16 protein-coding genes are annotated in these 19,691 nt (G+C 65.8%); 10 read left to right on the top strand and 6 right to left on the bottom strand.

The features are described from left to right. On the bottom strand, positions 1 to 3,359 hold a 3,359-nt coding region (locus ACTJLF_RS33900; RefSeq protein WP_440884815.1), incomplete at its 3' end, for an ESPR-type extended signal peptide-containing protein. Positions 3,360 to 3,848: 489 nt separating this feature from the next. Between ACTJLF_RS33900 and ACTJLF_RS33905 the strand changes: the two genes are divergently transcribed. Both ACTJLF_RS33905 and ACTJLF_RS33910 read left to right on the top strand, forming a co-directional pair. Beyond that, positions 3,849 to 4,985: a DUF2827 domain-containing protein gene (locus ACTJLF_RS33905; RefSeq protein WP_440884816.1), complete on the top strand. Its 1,137-nt coding sequence runs from the start codon at positions 3,849 to 3,851 to the stop codon at positions 4,983 to 4,985. Between the two features lie 38 nt (positions 4,986 to 5,023). Next, complete coding sequence (locus tag ACTJLF_RS33910; RefSeq protein WP_440884817.1) at positions 5,024 to 5,884, top strand: hypothetical protein; 861 nt, start codon at positions 5,024 to 5,026, stop codon at positions 5,882 to 5,884. A gap of 74 nt (positions 5,885 to 5,958) precedes the next feature. Here ACTJLF_RS33910 and ACTJLF_RS33915 read toward each other — a convergent pair whose 3' ends face one another. From ACTJLF_RS33915 to ACTJLF_RS33935, 5 genes are all read right to left on the bottom strand, one after another. Next, the gene (locus ACTJLF_RS33915) at positions 5,959 to 8,550 is read right to left on the bottom strand and encodes a bifunctional aconitate hydratase 2/2-methylisocitrate dehydratase (RefSeq protein ID WP_126186383.1); all 2,592 of its coding nucleotides are present in this window, start codon (positions 8,548 to 8,550) and stop codon (positions 5,959 to 5,961) included. Between the two features lie 99 nt (positions 8,551 to 8,649). After that, positions 8,650 to 9,207 carry a hypothetical protein gene (locus ACTJLF_RS33920; protein ID WP_019654074.1) on the bottom strand — a complete coding sequence of 186 codons (558 nt, stop codon included), beginning with the start codon at positions 9,205 to 9,207 and terminating at the stop codon, positions 8,650 to 8,652. 38 nt (positions 9,208 to 9,245) lie between these two features. Beyond that, positions 9,246 to 10,244: an HpcH/HpaI aldolase/citrate lyase family protein gene (locus tag ACTJLF_RS33925; RefSeq protein WP_440884818.1), complete on the bottom strand. Its 999-nt coding sequence runs from the start codon at positions 10,242 to 10,244 to the stop codon at positions 9,246 to 9,248. After that, positions 10,241 to 11,032, bottom strand: a complete 792-nt coding sequence (gene tam / locus ACTJLF_RS33930) for a trans-aconitate 2-methyltransferase (protein WP_132754782.1) — start codon at positions 11,030 to 11,032, stop codon at positions 10,241 to 10,243. Before tam ends, ACTJLF_RS33925 begins: the two co-directional genes overlap by 4 nt. Positions 11,033 to 11,054: 22 nt before the next feature. Further along, positions 11,055 to 12,041: a malate dehydrogenase gene (locus ACTJLF_RS33935; protein ID WP_019654077.1), complete on the bottom strand. Its 987-nt coding sequence runs from the start codon at positions 12,039 to 12,041 to the stop codon at positions 11,055 to 11,057. 184 nt (positions 12,042 to 12,225) lie between these two features. On the opposite strand from ACTJLF_RS33935, the gene ACTJLF_RS33940 reads away from it, so the two are divergent. From ACTJLF_RS33940 to ACTJLF_RS33975, 8 genes are all read left to right on the top strand, one after another. Then, positions 12,226 to 12,984, top strand: coding sequence for a GntR family transcriptional regulator (locus tag ACTJLF_RS33940; RefSeq protein WP_019654078.1), 759 nt, complete (start codon positions 12,226 to 12,228; stop codon positions 12,982 to 12,984). 242 nt (positions 12,985 to 13,226) lie between these two features. Beyond that, on the top strand, positions 13,227 to 13,673 hold the full coding sequence (sdhC, locus tag ACTJLF_RS33945; RefSeq protein WP_019654079.1) for a succinate dehydrogenase, cytochrome b556 subunit: 447 nt from the start codon (positions 13,227 to 13,229) through the stop codon (positions 13,671 to 13,673). A 13-nt stretch (positions 13,674 to 13,686) separates the two neighbouring features. Next, positions 13,687 to 14,052: a succinate dehydrogenase, hydrophobic membrane anchor protein gene (sdhD, locus tag ACTJLF_RS33950; RefSeq protein WP_019654080.1), complete on the top strand. Its 366-nt coding sequence runs from the start codon at positions 13,687 to 13,689 to the stop codon at positions 14,050 to 14,052. A gap of 6 nt (positions 14,053 to 14,058) precedes the next feature. Beyond that, positions 14,059 to 15,867 (top strand): succinate dehydrogenase flavoprotein subunit, encoded by a 1,809-nt coding sequence (sdhA, locus tag ACTJLF_RS33955; protein ID WP_019654081.1) that lies wholly within the window; start codon positions 14,059 to 14,061, stop codon positions 15,865 to 15,867. Between the two features lie 49 nt (positions 15,868 to 15,916). After that, positions 15,917 to 16,618 (top strand): succinate dehydrogenase iron-sulfur subunit, encoded by a 702-nt coding sequence (locus ACTJLF_RS33960; RefSeq protein WP_019654082.1) that lies wholly within the window; start codon positions 15,917 to 15,919, stop codon positions 16,616 to 16,618. Positions 16,619 to 16,652: 34 nt separating this feature from the next. Continuing rightward, on the top strand, positions 16,653 to 16,967 hold the full coding sequence (locus ACTJLF_RS33965) for an FAD assembly factor SdhE (protein WP_019654083.1): 315 nt from the start codon (positions 16,653 to 16,655) through the stop codon (positions 16,965 to 16,967). Positions 16,968 to 16,991: 24 nt separating this feature from the next. Then, positions 16,992 to 18,302, top strand: coding sequence for a citrate synthase (locus ACTJLF_RS33970; protein WP_019654084.1), 1,311 nt, complete (start codon positions 16,992 to 16,994; stop codon positions 18,300 to 18,302). Between the two features lie 171 nt (positions 18,303 to 18,473). Continuing rightward, positions 18,474 to 19,508, top strand: coding sequence for a purine-nucleoside phosphorylase (locus ACTJLF_RS33975; protein ID WP_440884819.1), 1,035 nt, complete (start codon positions 18,474 to 18,476; stop codon positions 19,506 to 19,508). The last annotated feature ends 183 nt before the right edge of the window (positions 19,509 to 19,691 follow it).

Consider the following 19,691-nt stretch of genomic DNA (forward strand, 5'->3'; position numbering starts at 1 on the left):
AAGCTGCCGATGCTGCTGGTCGCCGTGCTCAGCCCCGTCGACGTGGAAGTCGACAGGCTCGCGACGCTGCTGTTCGTCGTGCTGAGACCCGTCGACAAGCTGCCGATGCTGCTGGTCGCCGTGCTCAGCCCCGTCGACGTGGAAGTCGACAGGCTCGCGACGCTGCTGTTCGTCGTGCTCAGACCGGTAGACAGGCTGTTGATGGCGCTGGTCGAGGAACTGAGAGTCGTCGAGAGGCTTGCGACGGTGCTGTTGGTCGTGCTCAGGCCTGTGGACAGGCTGCCGATGCTGCTCGTCGCGGTGCTCAGGCCGGTCGACGTGGAGGTCGACAGGCTGGCGATGCTGCTGGTGGCCGTGCTCAGGCCGCTGGACAGCGACGCGGTGACCGTCTTCACCTGCGACACGTTGACCGCATCCTGGTCCGCCGTGCCGGGCGCCACGCCGGTGATCACGCGGTCGCCCACGTTCACCTCGCCGGCAGCGGTCTGCTTGCTTGCAAGTCCGAAGGCGTCGTAGTTCGTCATCGCCGCGGCGCTGCGGCTGGCCGTGGAGTTCGCGCCCAGCGCCACGCTGTTGTCGCCATTGGCGACGGCGTTCTGGCCGATGGCCACGCTGTTGGCGCCGATGGCCTGGCTGTCGGCGCCGGTGCTGTTGGCGTGGAAGTACTTCGTGCCCGTGTTGTAGATGGAGCTGACCGTCGAGCTCAGGGTGCTCAGGTTGCTGTTGGTCGTGCTCAGGCCGGTCGAGAGGCTGCTGATGCCGGTCGAGGTGGAAGTCGACAGGCTTGCGACGGCGCTGTTGGTCGTGCTGAGGCCAGTCGACAGGCTGGTGATACCCGTCGAGGTGGAAGTAGACAGGCTGGCCACTGCGCTGTTCGTGGTGCTGAGGCCCGTCGACAAGCTGCCGATGCTGCTGGTCGCAGTGCTCAGGCCAGTCGACGTCGAAGTCGACAGGCTCGCCACGCTGCTGTTGGTTGTGCTGAGGCCAGTCGAGAGGCTGCCGACAGTGCTGTTGGTGGTGCTCAGACCGGTCGACAGGCTGGAGACGGCGCTGTTCGTGGTGCTCAGGCCAGTCGACAGGCTGGTGATGCCCGTCGAGGTGGAGCTGGACAAGCTTGCAACGGCGCTGTTGGTAGTGCTCAGGCCAGTCGACAGGCTGGTGATGCCGGTCGAGGCGGAGCTGGACAAGCTCGCGACGGCGCTGTTGGTGGTGCTCAGGCCGGTGGAGGTGGAAGTCGAGAGGCTGCCGACGGTGCTGTTGGTGGTGCTCAGACCGGTCGACAGGCTGCTGATGCCCGTCGAGGAGGAAGTCGACAGGCTCGCCACCGAACTGTTCGTGGTGCTCAGGCCGGTGGACAGGCTGGTGATGCCCGTCGAAGTCGAGCTCGAAAGGCTGGAGACTGCACTGTTGGTGGTGCTTAGCCCCGTCGACAAGCTGATGATGCCGGTCGAAGTGGAAGTCGACAGGCTCGCCACGCTGCTGTTCGTCGTGCTCAGCCCGGACGACAGGCTGGAGACGGAACTGCTCGTGGTGCTCAGGCCGGTGGACAGGCTGGCGATACCCGTGGAGGTCGACGTCGACAGGCTGGAGACAGCACTGTTGGTCGTGCTGAGGCCCGTCGACGTGGAAGTCGACAGGCTCGCGACGCTGCTGTTCGTCGTGCTCAGGCCGGTCGAAAGACTGTTGATGCGGCTGGTCGCGGTGCTCAGGCCGGTGGATGTGGAAGTCGAGAGGCTGCCGACTGTGCTGTTGGTGGTGCTCAGGCCGGTCGACAGGCTGGCGATGCCCGTCGAGGTCGAGGTGGAGAGGCTGGCGATGCTGCTCGCCGTGGTGCTCATGCCGGTGCTGAGCTGGGCGACCGTCACCGCGTCCTGGGCAGCGGCGCCGTCGGCCACGTTGGTGATGCGCCGCAGGGCGGACGACGAGCCCACCGAGACTTCGGAGGCGGGCGCGGCCGCGCCGGTGAGGAAGCCCTTGCCCGCAGGAGCGGCTGTACCGGTCACGCTGCCCGCGCCGAGCGCGACGCTGTTGGCGTAAGCCGCATTGGCTGTTGCGCCGATGGCCGTGGCGTTCGAGCCGGTGCTGGTTGCGCCATCGCCCTGGGCAATGCCGAAGGTGCCGTTGACCACGGCTCCTCGTCCGAGGGCGATGCCCGAGGTGGCGGCAGACGCCACCGACGACTGCCCGCCGATCGCGATGCCGTCGACGGCGGCCGAGTTGGCGACGCCGCTCAGGTTGCTGCCGATGGCGATCGAGCCCGTGTTCGATGCCACGGAGCCGTTGCCGGCCGCCAGCGAATTCTTGCCGGACGCGACCGCGCTCACGCCGAACGCCGTGGCGCCGTCCTGGGAGGCGGTCGTGCCGTTGTTGCCGATGGCCAGCGTGTTCTTGCCGCTGGCGGTGGTCTGGCCGCCGACGGCGGTCGAATCCTGGCCGGTGGCCTTGGCACTCGTGCCGAGGGCGGTGGAGTCACCCAGCCCGGCGTTCGTACCGGTGGCCTGCGCGCCCCAGCCGATCGCCAGGTTCGAAGAGCCGGTGGATGCTGCGTTGGCATTCGTGCCGATGGCGATGCCGTTGACGCCCGCCGCGTTGGCGCCGTCACCCATCGCGATCGCGCTCACGCCGGACACGTTGGAGCCGCGTCCGATGGCCACGCCTGACGTGGCTGAGGAGCCAACGAAAGCCTGGCCGCCGATGGCGATGGAATCCGTCGCCGTCGCCTGGGCGCCCTTGGTCGCATTGCTGCCGATGGCGACCGCGCCGTTGCCGGAGGCAGTGGTGGAGTTGGCGACGCTCAAGGGCGTGGTGCCATTCCCACCCGAGCCGCCGATGGCCACGGAATTGAGCGCGGACGCATTGCTGCCGAAGCCCATCGCGATGCTGGAGATGCCGCTCGCGGTCGATTCGAGGCCATAGGCGCTGCTCCAGGTGCCTGCGGCGCTGCTCAGGAAGCCGAAGGCAGAGGCGCCGTTCGCCCGGCCCTGCGCGAATCCACCGTACACGCTGACACCGGTGGCCCCGTTGCCGGACGCGTTGCACCCGGCCACGACGGAGTAGGTGCCCGAGCCGTCCTGCGCCGGCGCGCCAACCCCTGCACTGCCGTTGGAAGTGCTCCCCGGATTCACGCGCCCCACGGCGCTGCTCGATCCGGTCACACAGGTGCTGTCGGTGTAGATGAGGTTGGCATAGGCCACCCCGGATGTCCCCTGCAGCGCCGCATAGAGCGAGGCCACGGCCAGAAGACGGAACGTCGAGCGCCGGGCGCTACTGCTGCGCTTGCCTCTGGCAGAGGTGAGTTCGGACGCCGCCACCCATGCGCCGAGGGCTTCGTTCCAGATGCTTCTGTAGGACTTGTTCATTTACTTTTGGGCTCGCGGTAATCGGATGGACCGGGTTCTATCGACTGAAGACGCGACGCTTCCCACCTCAGGGGCCATCGCTGGAGCACAGGTCTTTGCCGCGCTCATTTACAGGAATGCTGGAATGTACGGAGTTGTTTACATTTCAAACGCGCTGCAGCAATCTTGAAAATGGCCTCTGATGATTTAGTTCACAAAAATTTGAAAAAGCGTCCTGCTTTTTGAGCCGTTCGAGCGACAAGAACGCCGCGAAACGGGGTTCCAAATAAAATCAGGAACGACTACAGCTGCAGCATCTGCAAGCAACTTCGCCCAACAGAGAGGCTTTACTCCTCCTTCTCCGCCATACTCCTCGCCCCTCCAGTTTTGCCAAAAAGATCACGTACACATTTAGAATCGTGAAATTAATCACAACACCCTAATTGAAGATTTGTGATCTTTTTCACGCCAATAACCCATCGACGCAATTAACAATTGAGAAACAATTCGATGTCCCAAGCATCCAAACTCAGAATTGGGATCACCATCGGCCTCCATCACGAAGCCGAAACGCTCTGGAACAACGGCATCAAGCAGAACGCCGTTTTCCTGGCGGAAGCGCTCAGGCACTGCCCGACGGTGGCTTCGGTAGTCCTCGTCAACACGACGGCGACCCCCATCACCGCGGCCCTGCCCTGGGACCAGGCGCGCTGGCCCACGGTGACCTTCGAGGCAGCCAAGGACAACGTCGACGTGCTGATCGAGCTCGGCGGCCAGATCGACGCTGCACAGACCGACTACCTGAAGCAGCGCGGCGCGCGGCTGGTGTCGTACTGCTGCGGCTTCGAGTACGTGCACGCCATGGAGTCGATGCTGTTCGGCAAGCCGCTGTGGGGCCAGAACCTCTTCGTGAACCAGCGCTACGACGACATCTGGATGGTTCCGCAGGTGGCCAACATCAGCCAGCCGTACTTCGAGGTGCTGCGCCGCACAGACGCACGCCCGGTGCCTTTCGTCTGGAGCCCGGTATTCCTGAACGAGCGCACGCGCGCGCTGCCCGATGCGGGCGTCTACCAGCCGAAGACGGGCCCGCGCCGGCTCAGCGTGATGGAGCCGAACATCAACGTCGTGAAGTTCTGCCTCTACCCGGTGCTGATCGCCGAACTGGCCTACCGCTCGCGGCCCGAGGCCATCGCGCTGCTGCAGGTCACCAACGCCGAGCGGCTGGCGAAGGAGAACATGGAGTTCATCACGCTGATGAACCAGCTCGACCTGGTTCGCCAGCACAAAGCCGTCTTCCTGGGCCGCCACGAGACGCCCGTGTTCCTCGCGCAGAACACAGACATCGTGATCTCCCATCAGTGGGAGAACCCGCTGAACTACTTCTACCTTGAGACCTGCTGGCAGGGCTATCCGCTGGTGCACAACGCGCACCTGTGCGCGGACCTGGGCTACTACTACCAGGGCAACGACGTGTCCGGCGCCAGCGCGCGCGTGATCGAGGCCATCGACACGCACGACGCGCAGGCCGCTTCTTATCGCGAACGCCAGCGCAGCCTGATCGGCCGTTATCTTCCCGGCAACGCCGCGGCAACGGAGGTCTACGACACGCTGCTGCTCGGCCTGATGCGGCGCACCGCCCGATAGCCCGGGCCGCCGCGACCAGACAAGCGAATGGAACCGACATGCTCGACCCCTCCGAACTCCGGCAGTTCTTCCCTTTGATCGTGACGCCGAGCCACGACGGCAAGGTCTTCGTGAACTACCTCAACTCGATGCTGAACTTCGCGGTGCAGGCCGAGCGGGCCGGCATGCGGCTGCAGGTGTTCACGCACCAGGGCGAGAGCCTGGTGACGCGCGCGCGGAACAACTGCGTGGCCCGGTTCCTGGCCAACCCGCAGTGGACGCACCTCTTCTGGGTCGATGCCGACATCGGCTTCTCGGCGCAGGCCGCCTTCCGGCTGCTGCTGTCGGGTTACGACGTCGCGGCAGGCGTCTATCCGCTGAAGCGCGAGAACTGGCCCGAAGGCGGCGTGGCGGCGGGCACGACGCAGCAAGAGTTCGAATCCACCTTCACCCGCTATACGGTCAACGCCGAGGCCTCAGAGGCCACCTCACGGGTCGAGCTCGAGGTGCAGCCCGACGGCTTCATGAAGATGACCGAGGCGCCCACCGGCTTCATGGTGATCAGGCGCTCGGTGTTCGAACGGCTCATGGCGAGCTACCCCGAGCTGAGATACGTGCCCGACGGCATCGGCGAGGCCGACATGGGCCTGCACTACCGCTTCTTCGACGTCATGGTCGATCCCAAGACGCGGCGCTACCTGTCGGAGGACTACGGCTTCTGCCGCCTCTGGACGGGCCTGGGCGAGTCGATCTACATCGACGCCAACTCCAACCTGTCGCACCAGGGCGCCAAGCTGTATCGCGGCGACTTCGCCAATTCGCTGCTGACTTCGCTGCCGCATGCGGTCGGCGGCCCGGCCGGCGCGGCGATGGTGCTCACGGGGCAGGAGCACCTGCAGCCCAACCAGCCGCCGCCCTGAAAAAGAAAAAGCCCCGCCGAAGCGGGGCTCGTTTGTTTCATTGGGCGATCCGCAGATAGCCCGGGAGAGCCTGATCAGGCCGCGACCGTATCCGCCACGCCCTTGTAGTCCTCGATCTTGTCGAAGTTCAGGTACTGGTAGATCTTGTCGCCGTTGCTGTTGATCACGCCGATGTCGGCCATGTACTCCTCGCGCGTCGGGATGCGGCCGAGCTTCGAGCAGATGGAGGCCAGCTCAGCCGAACCCAGGTACACGTTGGTGTTCTTGCCCAGGCGGTTCGGGAAGTTGCGGGTGCTGGTCGACATCACGGTGGCGCCTTCGCGCACCTGGGCCTGGTTGCCCATGCACAGCGAGCAGCCCGGCATCTCGGTGCGCGCACCTGCATTGCCGAACACGCCGTAGTGGCCTTCCTCGGTGAGCTGCTGCGCGTCCATCTTGGTCGGCGGGGCGATCCACAGCTTGACCGGGATGTCGCGCTTGCCTTCGAGCAGCTTCGACGCGGCACGGAAGTGGCCGATGTTGGTCATGCACGAGCCGATGAACACTTCGTCGATCTTGGCGCCGGCCACGTCCGACAGCGTCTTCACGTCGTCGGGGTCGTTCGGGCAGGCCACGATGGGCTCGTGGATGTCGGCCAGGTCGATCTCGATGACGGCTGCGTACTCGGCGTCGTCGTCGCCCTTGAGCAGTTGCGGGTCCTTCAGCCAGGCTTCCTGCGCGGCGATGCGGCGCTGCAGCGTACGTGCATCGGCGTAGCCCTCGGCGATCATCCACTTCATCAGCGTGATGTTGCTGTTGATGTACTCGATGATCGGGTCCTTGTTCAGGTGCACCGTGCAGCCGGCGGCCGAGCGTTCGGCCGAGGCGTCGCTCAGCTCGAAGGCCTGTTCCACCTTCAGGTCGGGCAGGCCCTCGATCTCGAGGATGCGGCCCGAGAAGATGTTCTTCTTGCCCTTCTTCTCGACCGTCAGCAGGCCCTGCTTGATGGCGTACAGCGGAATCGCGTTGACCAGGTCGCGCAGCGTGACGCCGGGCTGCATCTTGCCCTTGAAGCGCACGAGCACCGATTCAGGCATGTCCAGCGGCATCACGCCGGTGGCGGCGGCGAAAGCCACGAGGCCGGAGCCGGCCGGGAAGCTGATGCCGATGGGGAAGCGGGTGTGGCTGTCGCCGCCCGTGCCCACGGTGTCGGGAGTCAGCAGGCGGTTGAGCCACGAGTGGATCACGCCGTCGCCCGGGCGCAGCGAGACGCCGCCGCGGGTGCTGATGAATTCGGGCAGCTCGTGGTGCATCTTCACGTCCACCTTCTTCGGATAGGCGGCGGTGTGGCAGAACGACTGCATCACGAGGTCGGCCGAGAAGCCCAGGCAGGCCAGGTCCTTCAGCTCGTCGCGCGTCATCGGGCCCGTGGTGTCCTGCGAGCCGACCGAGGTCATCTTGGGTTCGCAGTACGTGCCCGGGCGCACGCCCTGGCCTTCGGGCAGGCCGCAGGCGCGGCCGACCATCTTCTGTGCGAGCGAGAAGCCCTTCTTGGTGTCGACCGGGCTTTGCGGCAGGCGGAACAGCGTCGAGGCGGGCAGGCCCAGGGCCTCGCGCGCCTTGGCCGTCAGGCCGCGGCCGATGATCAGCGGAATGCGGCCGCCGGCGCGCACTTCGTCGAACAGCACGTCGCTCTTGACCTTGAATTCGGCGATGACCTTGCCGTCCTTCAGCGCCTTGCCTTCGTAGGGGCGCAGCTCGACGACGTCGCCGGTGTCCATCTGGCTCACGTCGAGCTCGATGGGCAGCGCGCCCGCGTCTTCCATGGTGTTGTAGAAGATCGGGGCGATCTTCGTGCCCAGGCACACGCCGCCGAAGCGCTTGTTCGGGATGAAGGGGATGTCCTCGCCGGTGAACCACAGCACCGAGTTGGTGGCCGACTTGCGGCTGGAGCCGGTGCCGACCACGTCACCCACGTAGGCGACCTGGTGGCCCTTTTCCTTCAGCGACTCGATGAACTTGACCGGGCCGCGCTTGCCGTCTTCCTCGGGCTGGAACGCGGTGCCTTCACGCTTGTTCTTGAGCATGGCCAGCGCGTGCATCGGGATGTCGGGGCGCGTGGTGGCGTCGGGCGCGGGCGAGAGGTCGTCGGTATTGGTTTCGCCGGGCACCTTGAAGACCGTGATGGTCAGGCTCTGGGGCACTTCGGGACGGCTGGTGAACCACTCGGCATCGGCCCAGCTCTGCAGCACGCCCTTGGCGTGGGCGTTGCCCTTGTCGGCCTTTTCCTTGACGTCGTGGAACTGGTCGAACATCAGCAGGGTCTTCTTCAGGCCTTCGGCCGCCACGGCGCCGACTTCGGCGTCGTCGAGCAGGTCGATCAGGGGGCTGATGTTGTAGCCGCCGAGCATGGTGCCGAGCAGTTCGGTGGCGCGGGCGCGCGAAATGAACTCGCTCTTCTCGGTGCCGTGGGCCACGGCCGCGAGGTAGCTCGCCTTGACCTTGGCGGCGTCGTCGACGCCGGCGGGCACGCGATGGGTCAGCAGGTCGAGCAGGAAGGCGCCGTCCTTGGCATTCGCGCTCTTGAGGAGCTCGATCGCTTCGGAAGTCTGCTTCGCGCTCAGGGGCAGCGGCGGAATACCGAGCGCGGCGCGTTCGGCAACATGGTCAACGTAGGCTTGCAACATCTTCTTTTCTCCGGAAACTGATCTGGCGGGCGTGCGAGGCGGCTCCAGCGGTCAAAGCAAGAGCCGCGCCGCACGCCGGGTAGGAGCGCTTACTGGCGCTTACTTCTTCTCGCCGTCGGCGCCGTCGAACAGGGCCTTGGGCGGGTTCTTCTTCATTTCTGCAGCGAACGCGATCTGGGCGTCGGTCTGGCATTCGTCGGCGATGCGCAGGCCGGCCTTCTGGTTCATCAGCATCGACTTGTTGCCGAGCTGCAGCCACATGGCGCCAGCGCGCGGGTCTTCGAGGCGGATGGCGCCGGTGCGGCTTTCGACCGGGTGCATGCGGTACTTCTGGCCCTTGGTGCTGACGGTGAAGAAGCCGGGCTTCTTCTCGTCAGGCGTGACGGTCACGTCGGCGCCGAGCTCGCACTGGGCCTTGCCGATCGACACGCGCTTGGCGACCTCGAGGTCGGCGTCGGTGAGGACGATGTTGGTGTCGTCGCTGATCGGCGTGACTTCTTCCACCGCCTTGGCGGCCTTGCGGGTGACCTGGCGCTTCGGGGGCGCCTTCTTCGCCGTCTCGGCCTTGGCCGCAGGCTTGGCAGGCGTCGTGCTCTGTGCCACGGCCGCGAGCGGCAGGGCCAGGGCGACAGCGGCGATCAGGGCAATTTTCTTCATGTGTGGGTTTCCTTGAGGCTGGGTTCGAAGGTTTCGTTTCAGGAGGCCGCGAATGCAAACCAGGCTTTCGCCTCGGAAGGCAACGCGCGCCCTGTTGCGTGGGCACGCGTCAGTACCTGCCAGAAGTGGCGGTAGCTCGCGCGGTCGTGCAATGTGCCATCAATTTGTGTCGGAGCCCAATCCGCGGCCGCCGCCTTTACAAGGATTTTTGTGGCAATTTGAATCTGCGACTCGTCGGGCGAGAAGGCTTCCAGGATCGGCCGTATCTGGTTCGGATGGATGCTCCACATGCGCGTGTAGCCGAATTCGGTGGCCGCCCTGCGCGCGGCCGTGCGCATGGCGCCGGCGTCGCTGAACTCGGTGACCACGCAGTGCGAGGGCACCTTGCCGTAGGCGTGCGCGGCCGAGGCGATGGCCAGCTTGGCGCGCACCACCAGCGGGTGGCTGAACTGCCCCGCCGCGCCCATGCCGTCGGCCGGGATGGCGCCGGCATGCGCCGAGACGAAATCCATGAGCCCGAAGCTCAGCGACTGCACGCGCGGATGGGCGGCGATCTCGAAGGCGTTGTGCACCGCCAGCGGCGATTCGATCAGCACGTGCAGCGGCAGCGCGCCGGCATCGGCCGCGTCGAGGGCCGCGACAGCCTGATGCACGTCGCCCACCGATTCGACCTTGGGCACCATCAGGTGGCTCAGGCGCGAACCGGCGCGGCCGGCGATGGTGACCACGTCGCCCGCGAAGGCCGGATGATCGACGGGATGCACGCGCACGCCGACGCGCATGCCGGGCTTCGCGGCCAGCGCGAGCTCGGTGACGAGCGCTGCGTGCTCGGCCTCCCCGCCCACGGGCGCGCCGTCCTCGCAGTCGAGGGTGACGTCGAACACGCAGGCCCCGAACTCCTCGGCCATCTCGGCCTGGAGCGCGAGGCTCTTCTTCATGCGCGCCTCGACGCCGCTGTAGTGGTCGCAAACAGGCAGCGCCACCGCACCGGCCTGTGCGCCGAGCAGCACGTCAGCGGGGTGCGCGGCTGTCGTCATGCCTTGTCGCCCTTTTGCGCGACGATGAACATGCGCGGGAAGGCCAGCAGGCGCTTGCCGTCGGTACGCACCGGGTACGCCTCGTCCACGCGCCGCTGGTATTCGGCGAGGTAGCTCGCCTGCAGGTCGGGCGGCAGGCGGTCGACGAAGGGCTTCAGGCCGGTGCCGCGCACCCATTCGACGATGGACGCCGCATCGGCCATGCGGTGCTGGTAGATGGTGTGCCAGACATCGACGTGCGGCGCGAGCGGCGCCAGCAGGTCGTAGTAGCCGCGCAGGTCGAGCAGCAGCGTGCGCAGCCTGTCCGCGTCGCCGATGGGCTCGGCCCAGGGCGCCTCGGCGGCGAGGGCGCGCATCAGGCGGTGCGTCGGCTCCTGGCGGTTGTCGGGCATCTGGATGGCGAGCACGCCACCCGGCGCCAGCGCGTCGAACAGGCGCGGGATCAGCTTCTCGTGATCGGGCACCCACTGCAGGGACGCGTTGGCATAGATGAGGTCGGGCGCTTCTTCTTTCGATCGCGGCGCCCAGGTCGCGATGTCGCTCAACTCGAAGCGTGCCTGCGGCAGGCGCTCGCGCGCGCTGACCAGCATGGCTTCGGAGTTGTCGGTCCCGGTGACCTGCGCCTTCGGGAACCGGTTGACCAGCAGCTCGGTGGAGTTGCCCGGTCCACAGCCGAGGTCGACCACGCGGGCCGCCTCGGTCAACGGCACCCGCGCGAGGAGTTCCTGCGCGGGACGGGTGCGCTCGTCCTCGTAGCGACGGTAGAGCGCGGGGTTCCAGTCGAGCATGCTGGTCGGGGGACTGGCTTGCTTACAGCAGGTGGGCGACGCCGGCCTGCTCGTCCTGCAGTTCCTTCAGCGTCTTGTTGATGCGCTCCTGGCTGAATGCGTCGATCTCCAGGCCTTCGACGATCTTGTACTTGCCGTTCTCGGTGGTGACCGGGAAGCCGAAGATCACGTCCTTCGGAATGCCGTATTCACCGTTGGAGGGCACGCCCATGGTGACCCACTTGCCGTTGGAGCCCAGGGCCCAGTCGCGCATGTGGTCGATGGCTGCGTTGGCGGCCGAGGCAGCCGACGACAGGCCGCGGGCTTCGATGATGGCGGCGCCGCGCTTGCCCACGGTGGGCAGGAAGGTGTCGGCGTTCCAGACCTGGTCGTTGATCAGGTCCTTGACGCCCTTGCCGCCGACGGTGGCGAAGCGGTAGTCGGCGTACATCGTGGGCGAGTGGTTGCCCCAGACGGTGAGCTTCTCGATGTCGCCCACTGCCGTGCCGGTCTTGGCGGCGATCTGGCTGGCGGCGCGGTTGTGGTCCAGGCGCAGCATGGCGGTGAAGTTCTCGCGCGGCAGGCTGGGCGCGCTCTTCATGGCGATGTAGGCATTGGTGTTGGCGGGGTTGCCGACCACGAGCACCTTGACGTTACGGCTGGCGACCTGGTCGAGGGCCTTGCCCTGGGCCGTGAAGATCTGGGCATTGGCGGCCAGCAGGTCGGCGCGCTCCATGCCGGGGCCACGGGGACGGGCACCGACCAGCAGGGCGTAGTCGGCGTCCTTGAAGGCCACCAGCGGGTCGCCGGTGGGGATCACGCCGGCCAGCAGCGGGAAGGCGCAGTCTTCGAGCTCCATGATCACGCCCTTGAGCGCCTTCTGGGCCTTCTCGTCGGGGATCTCGAGCAGTTGCAGGATGACCGGCTGGTCTTTGCCGAGCATTTCACCGGAGGCGATACGGAACAGCAGGGCGTAACCGATTTGACCGGCGGCACCGGTGACGGCAACGCGGACGGGCTTTTTGCTCATGGGAAGACTCCAGAAGGTAATGAAACGGTGTCGGCGCTCTCGTGGGGCGCCAGGGGTTCTGCGGGATGAAACACCTTCCCGCAGCGCGAGACCGGCAACATTTTAAGCCGATTCGATGAGCCCCGTCTTATGTCTTATATAAGATATCCTCTCGGGGTCCGCCAAGGCGCACCCCACAGCTGCCATGAACACGCCCACCCCTTTCGACGAGCCCGCGACGCCGTCCTTCAGTCCGCTCTACCAGCAGATCAAGACCCTGATCCTGCAGAGCCTGCAGGCGGGCGAGTGGAAGCCGGGCGAACCCATCCCGAGCGAGATGGACCTGGCCGTGCGCTACCGCGTGAGCCAGGGCACGGTGCGCAAGGCCATCGACGAGCTCGCGGCCGAGAACCTGGTGGTGCGCCGCCAGGGCAAGGGCACCTTCGTCGCCACGCATGCCGAGCAGCATGTGCAGTACCGCTTCCTCAAGCTCGTGCCCGACGAGGGCGACCCGAGCACCGAGGGCCCGGCCGTTCGCACCATCGTCGACTGCAAGCGCCTGCGCGCATCGGCGGACGTGGCGCGCGCCCTCGGCCTGCGCACCGCCGACGCCGTGCTGCAGGTGCGCCGCGTGCTCGCCTACGGCGGCGTCCCCACCATCCTCGAAGACCTCTGGCTGCCGGGCGCCCCCTTCAAGGGCCTCACCGCCGAGCGGCTGCGCGCGTGGCCCGGCCCGATGTACGCGCTCTTCGAAACGGAATTCGGCGTGCGCATGGTTCGCGCCGAAGAAAAGATCCGCGCCGTGCTGCCCGATGCCGAACAGGCCGCGCTGCTCGACGTGCCGCCGCAGATGCCCCTTCTGAGCGTGGAACGCGTGGCACACACCTACCATGACACCCCGATGGAACTGCGCCGCGGTCTCTATCGCACCGACACGCACCACTACAGGAACCAGCTGGGCTGATCCCGATGCAGATGAACGCCGAACACAGGCGCGCCAGCGCACGCATGCAACGTGAGCATTGCGCTACGAAGTCAATAGCATCCGACTGCAACGGTGCACTGACTCGCATGCGTCCGCAGCGTGATGGTGCATTGCAATAGAATTTTGCGTTGTTTGCACTTCCCCATAAGAAACAAAAGCGTTCGCTCTCAGAACAAGCAACAAGCCAACAAGTCACAAAAGCCACGAAAGCCCATCCCCCAATGACAGAGCTTGCAACTCCTCCCCGGCCCAAGCGTCGCGAATTCCGCAACATCAACGCCTTCACCGACCTCACCACCTACCGGCTGCCGCCGGCGGGCATCGTGTCGATCCTGCACCGCGTCAGCGGCGTGCTGATGTTCCTGCTGATGCCGTTCATCATCTGGATGTTCGACACCTCGCTGTCCTCCGACTATTCGTTCGCCCGCTTCAAGGCCGCCTTCAACAGCGGCCTTGGTTTCGTTCCGGGGTGGTTCTTCAAGCTCGTCGCGCTCGCGCTGATCTGGGCCTACCTGCACCACTTCATCGCCGGCCTGCGTCACCTCTGGATGGACGTGAGCCACTCCGCGGTGAACAAGGAATTCGGCAACACCTCGGCCATCGCCACGCTGGCACTGAGCATCCTGCTCACTGTCGTGCTCGGCGCCAAGCTGTTCGGCCTGTACTGAGAAGGAGCCCACCATGTCTGTGAACTACGGCTCCAAGCGCGTCGTCGTCGGCGCCCACTACGGTCTGCGCGACTGGCTCAGCCAGCGCATCACGGGTTGCCTGATGGCGCTCTTCACGATCGTGCTGCTCGCGCAGCTGATCTTCACCCGCGGCCCCATCGGCTACGACCTGTGGGCCGGCATCTTCGCCGCGCAGTGGATGAAGGTCCTGACCTTCTCCGTGATCGTCGCCCTGCTGTACCACGTCTGGGTCGGCATGCGCGACGTGTGGATGGACTACATCCAGCCCGTCGCCATCCGTCTCGTGCTGCAAGTTTTCACCATCGTCTGGCTTGTCGGTTGTGCGGGTTGGGCCATTCAAGTGCTTTGGAAGATCTGACCCACCATGACCTACACAAAAGAAAAAATCACCAAGCGCAAGTTCGACGTCGTGATCGTCGGTGCCGGCGGCTCCGGCATGCGCGCCTCGCTGCAACTCGCACGTGCCGGCCTCAACGTGGCCGTGCTCTCCAAGGTGTTCCCGACCCGCTCGCACACCGTCGCCGCGCAAGGCGGCGTGGGCGCGTCGCTCGGCAACATGAGCGAGGACAACTGGCACTACCACTTCTACGACACGATCAAGGGCTCCGACTGGCTCGGTGACCAGGACGCGATCGAGTTCATGTGCCGCGAAGCACCGAAGGTCGTGTACGAGCTCGAGCACTTCGGCATGCCCTTCGACCGCAACCCCGACGGCACGATCTACCAGCGTCCGTTCGGCGGCCACACGGCCAACTACGGCGAGAAGCCCGTGCAGCGCGCCTGCGCCGCAGCCGACCGCACCGGCCACGCGATGCTGCACACGCTCTACCAGAAGAACGTCGAGGCACGCACCCAGTTCTTCGTCGAATGGATGGCGCTCGACCTCATCCGCGACGAGGAAGGTGACGTGGTCGGCGTGACCGCCCTCGAAATGGAAACCGGCGACCTGCACATCCTGCAGGCCAAGACCGTGCTGCTGGCCACCGGCGGCGCCGGCCGCATCTTCCAGGCTTCGACCAACGCCTTCATCAACACCGGCGACGGCCTCGGCATGGCCGCGCGCTCGGGCATTCCGCTGCAGGACATGGAGTTCTGGCAGTTCCACCCGACCGGCGTGGCCGGTGCGGGCGTGCTGCTGACCGAAGGCTGCCGCGGCGAAGGCGCGATCCTGCTGAACAGCAACGGCGAACGCTTCATGGAGCGGTATGCGCCCACGCTGAAGGACCTGGCGCCGCGCGACTTCGTCTCGCGCTCGATGGACCAGGAAATCAAGGAAGGCCGCGGCTGCGGTCCCAACAAGGACTACGTGCTGCTCAAGCTCGACCACCTTGGCGCGGAAACCATCCACAAGCGCCTGCCCTCGGTGTACGAGATCGGCGTCAACTTCGCCAACGTCGACATCACCAAGGAACCCATCCCGGTCGTGCCGACCATCCACTACCAGATGGGCGGCATCCCGACCAACATCCACGGCCAGGTCGTGGTGCAGAAGGGCGAGGACAACAGCGCCGTGGTGAACGGCCTGTACGCAGTGGGCGAATGCTCCTGCGTGAGCGTGCACGGCGCCAACCGCCTGGGCACGAACTCGCTGCTCGACCTCCTGGTGTTCGGCCGCGCCGCCGGCAACCACATCGTCGAGTTCAACGACAAGCTCAAGGAACACAAGCCCCTGCCCAACGACGCGGCCGACCGCACGCTGGAGCGCCTGAACCGCCTCGAAGCCTCCACCGGCGGCGAGTACGCCCAGGACGTGGCCGGCGAGATCCGCGCCGTCATGCAGCAGCACGCGGCCGTGTTCCGCAAGCAGGCCTCGATGGACGAAGGCGTGGTCAAGATCGCCGCCGTGCGCGAGCGCGTCAAGGCCATCGGCCTGAAGGACAAGTCGAAGGTGTTCAACACCGCCCGCATCGAGGCACTGGAAGTCGACAACCTGATCGAAGTGGCGCAGGCCACCATGGTCTCGGCTGCCGCCCGCAAGGAATGCCGCGGCGCCCACACGGTGGAAGACTACGAGCGCCCGGCCGACGATCCGGTCGCGCCGCTGGGCCGCGACGACGCCAACTGGATGAAGCACACCCTCTGGTACAGCGCCGACAACCGCCTCTCGTACAAGCCGGTCAAGCTGCAGCCGCTCACCGTGGCCTCGGTTCCGCCGAAGGTCCGCACGTTCTAAGCGAGCGGCTCACAGTCAGCTCACACAAAGCATTCACAAGGTCACTACGATGAAGCGCACATTCCAGATCTACCGCTACGACCCGGACAAGGACGCCAAGCCCTACATGCAGACGGTCGAGATCGAACTCGACGGCCACGAGCGCATGCTGCTCGACGCGCTCATGAAGCTCAAGGCGCAAGACCCGAGCCTGTCGTTCCGCCGCTCGTGCCGCGAAGGCGTCTGCGGCTCCGACGCGATGAACATCAACGGCAAGAACGGTCTGGCCTGCCTGACCAACATGAACACGCTCAAGGGCACCGTGGTGCTCAAGCCGCTGCCGGGCCTGCCCGTCATCCGCGACCTGATCGTGGACATGACCCAGTTCTTCAAGCAGTACAACTCGATCAAGCCCTACCTGCAGAACGACACCGTGCCGCCCGAGAAGGAGCGCCTGCAGTCGCCCGAGGAGCGCGAGGAGCTCAACGGCCTGTACGAGTGCATCCTGTGCGCGAGCTGCTCCACGAGCTGCCCGAGCTTCTGGTGGAACCCCGACAAGTTCGTGGGTCCCGCCGGCCTGCTGCAGGCCTACCGCTTCATCGCCGACAGCCGCGACCAGGCCACCGCCGAGCGCCTGGACAACCTGGAAGACCCGTACCGCCTCTTCCGCTGCCACACGATCATGAACTGCGTGGACGTGTGCCCCAAGAGCCTGAACCCCACCAAGGCCATCGGCAAGATCAAGGAATTGATGGTGCGCCGCGCCATCTGAGCCCCGCGGTCCAGCAGTTCTTCAGAAAGTCCCTATGCAATCCGCCGTCGACTCCCAGGAGCTGCTCAGCGAACGCGCGCTGAGCAAACTCAAATGGCGCTGCCGGCGCGGGCTGCTCGAGAACGACCTGTTCATCGCCCGCTTCTTCGAGCGGCACGAATCCCGCATGACCGTGGGTCAGGCGGGAGCGATGGAGACATTGATGGACCTGTCGGACAACGATCTCCTCGACCTCCTTCTGCGCAGAAAGGAGCCCGAGCCCGAATGGGCCGGGGCCGAGGTGGTCGCCTTGCTGCAGCTCATGCGCACCGACGGCGCGCAGCGCCCTGCAATTTCTCCTTCGCCCTGAATCCACCTCTGAAAGTAAACCGAAATGAAAGCATCCGATACCAAGGCCACGCTGTCGTTCAGCAACGGCGGCGACAGCGTCGAACTGCCGATCTACAAGGGCACCGTTGGCCCCGACGTGATCGACATCCGCAAGCTGTATGCGCAGACCGGCATGTTCACGTACGACCCGGGCTTCATGTCGACCGCCGCCTGCCAGTCGGCCATCACGTACATCGATGGCGACAAGGGCGAGCTGCTGTACCGCGGCTACCCCATCGAGCAGCTCGCGACCAACTGCGACTTCCTCGAGACCTGCCACCTGCTGCTGTACGGTGAACTGCCGGACGCTGCCAAGAAGGCCACCTTCACGAAGCTCGTGACGAACCACACGATGGTCAACGAGCAGATGCAGTTCTTCCTGCGCGGCTTCCGCCGCGACGCGCACCCGATGGCCATCATGACCGGCCTGGTGGGCGCCCTGTCGGCCTTCTATCACGACAGCACGGACATCAACAATCCCGAGCACCGCGAGATCGCTGCGATCCGCCTGATCGCGAAGATGCCCACGCTCGTGGCCATGGCCTACAAGTACACGATCGGCCAGCCGTACATGTACCCGAAGAACGAACTCAGCTATGCAGGCAACTTCCTGCACATGATGTTCGCCACGCCGTGCGAGGAGTACAAGGTGAACCCGGTGCTCGAGCGCGCGCTCGACCGCATCTTCATCCTGCACGCCGACCACGAGCAGAACGCCTCGACCTCGACGGTGCGCCTGTGCGGCTCGTCGGGCACGAACCCCTTCGCGGCCATCGCGGCCGGCGTGGCCTGCCTCTGGGGCCCTGCCCACGGCGGTGCCAACGAAGCGGCGCTGAACATGCTCTACGACATCCAGAAGGAAGGTGGCGTTGAGAAGATCGGCGAGTTCATCAAGAAGGTCAAGGACAAGAACTCGAACGTCAAGCTGATGGGCTTCGGCCACCGCGTGTACAAGAACTACGACCCGCGCGCCAAGCTGATGCAGGAAACCTGCAACGAAGTGCTGACCGAGCTGGGCCTGGAAAAGGACCCGCTGTTCGCACTGGCCAAGCAGCTCGAGAAGATCGCCCTGGAAGACGAGTACTTCGTGTCGCGCAAGCTGTACCCGAACGTCGACTTCTACTCGGGCATCGTGCAGCGCGCCATCGGCATCCCGGTGCCGCTGTTCACCGCGATCTTCGCGCTGGCCCGCACGGTCGGCTGGATCGCCCAGCTGAACGAAATGATCGGCGACCCCGAGTACAAGATCGGCCGCCCGCGCCAGCTGTTCGAAGGCTCGCCCAAGCGCGACGTGAAGCCGATCTCGGCTCGCTGATCCGCCATCCGGGCCGTCCGGCCCGGCCATGAAAGAAGCTGCCTTCGGGCAGCTTTTTTTTGGCCTGTAAATTGCGGTCTCCTTCCTTGCTTCCTGTTGGTTCGACGAAAAAGGAGAAAGCAGATGGCAGCTTCCAGACGGATAGTCGGTTTGTCTTCAAGTGCGGCCTGCATGGCCCTCGCCGCGTCCGCCCTGCTCGGCTGCGCGAGCGATGCGACCCGCTCCACGCCGCCTTCAGCGACACAAGGCGCGCCGCAGCAACAGGTGGCCGCGAAGGTCCTCATCATCAGCATGTTCAAGCCCGAGGCGCAGGTGTGGCTCGAGCCGCTGAAGCTGAACCGGGAGATCAAGGTGCCCGGACTGTCCGCCGATGATCCGGCGGTACGCTGCAACGCCGACGGGGTGTGCCAGGTCACCACCGGCATGGGGCACACGAACGCGGCCGCCTCGATCACCGCGCTGGTGTTCAGCGGAAAGTTCGACCTCTCGAAAACCTACTTCCTGGTGGCAGGCATCGCCGGCGTCGACCCCAATGTCTCCACCATCGGCTCGGCCACCTGGGCCCGGTATCTCGTCGACTTCGGCATCGCGCACGAAATCGACGCCCGCGAGATGCCGCCGACCTGGCGCTCCGGCTACTTCGGCATCGGCGCCAGGGATCCGGACTCCAAGCCGAAGTTCGAGTACCGCACCGAGGTCTTCCGCCTCGACGAGAAGCTGCTGCAGAAAGCGCTGAAGCTGTCGGCCAACGCGCCGCTGGCCGACAGCGACAAGGCGCGCGCCTATCGTGCAAGCTATCCGCAGCCGTCGGCCAGGGCACGCCCCTCGGTCCTGCAGTGCGACACCGCGGCCGGTGACACCTACTGGCACGGCAAGTACCTGGGCGAGACGGCCACGCGCTGGGTTTCGCTGGTGACCGACGGACAGGGCAGGTACTGCACCACCCAGCAGGAAGACAACGCCACCTACGAGGCATTGAAGCGGGGCGCCAGCGCCGGCCTGCTGGACCTGAAGCGCGTGGCCGTGCTGCGCACCGCCTCGAACTTCGACCGGCCCCATCCGGGGCAGACCGCCTACGCCTCTCTGTCGGCCGAGTCGGGCGGGTTTCCGATCTCGACCGCCAATCTGCTGGTCGCGGGCCGTCCCCTGGTCGATGCCATCGTCGGCAATTGGGGCGCCTGGAGCGCCGGGGTTCCTGCGGACTGATCGCAGTCCGTCACCACTTCACGCGCACGCCCACCGACCCGTTGATCGAGCCCTTGACCTTGGCGTCGCCGCCGCTCGCCCAGAGCTTGCCGATTTCGCCGTAGAGGCTGGTCGAAGAGCCCAAGGCGAGCGTGAAGCCGCCCGCAAGCTCGGTGCTCGTGCCGCCGGTCGGCGCTGCGATGT

The organism is Variovorax sp. 22077 (assembly GCF_052044195.1).
Taxonomy (GTDB): Bacteria; Pseudomonadota; Gammaproteobacteria; order Burkholderiales; family Burkholderiaceae_C; genus Variovorax; species Variovorax atrisoli.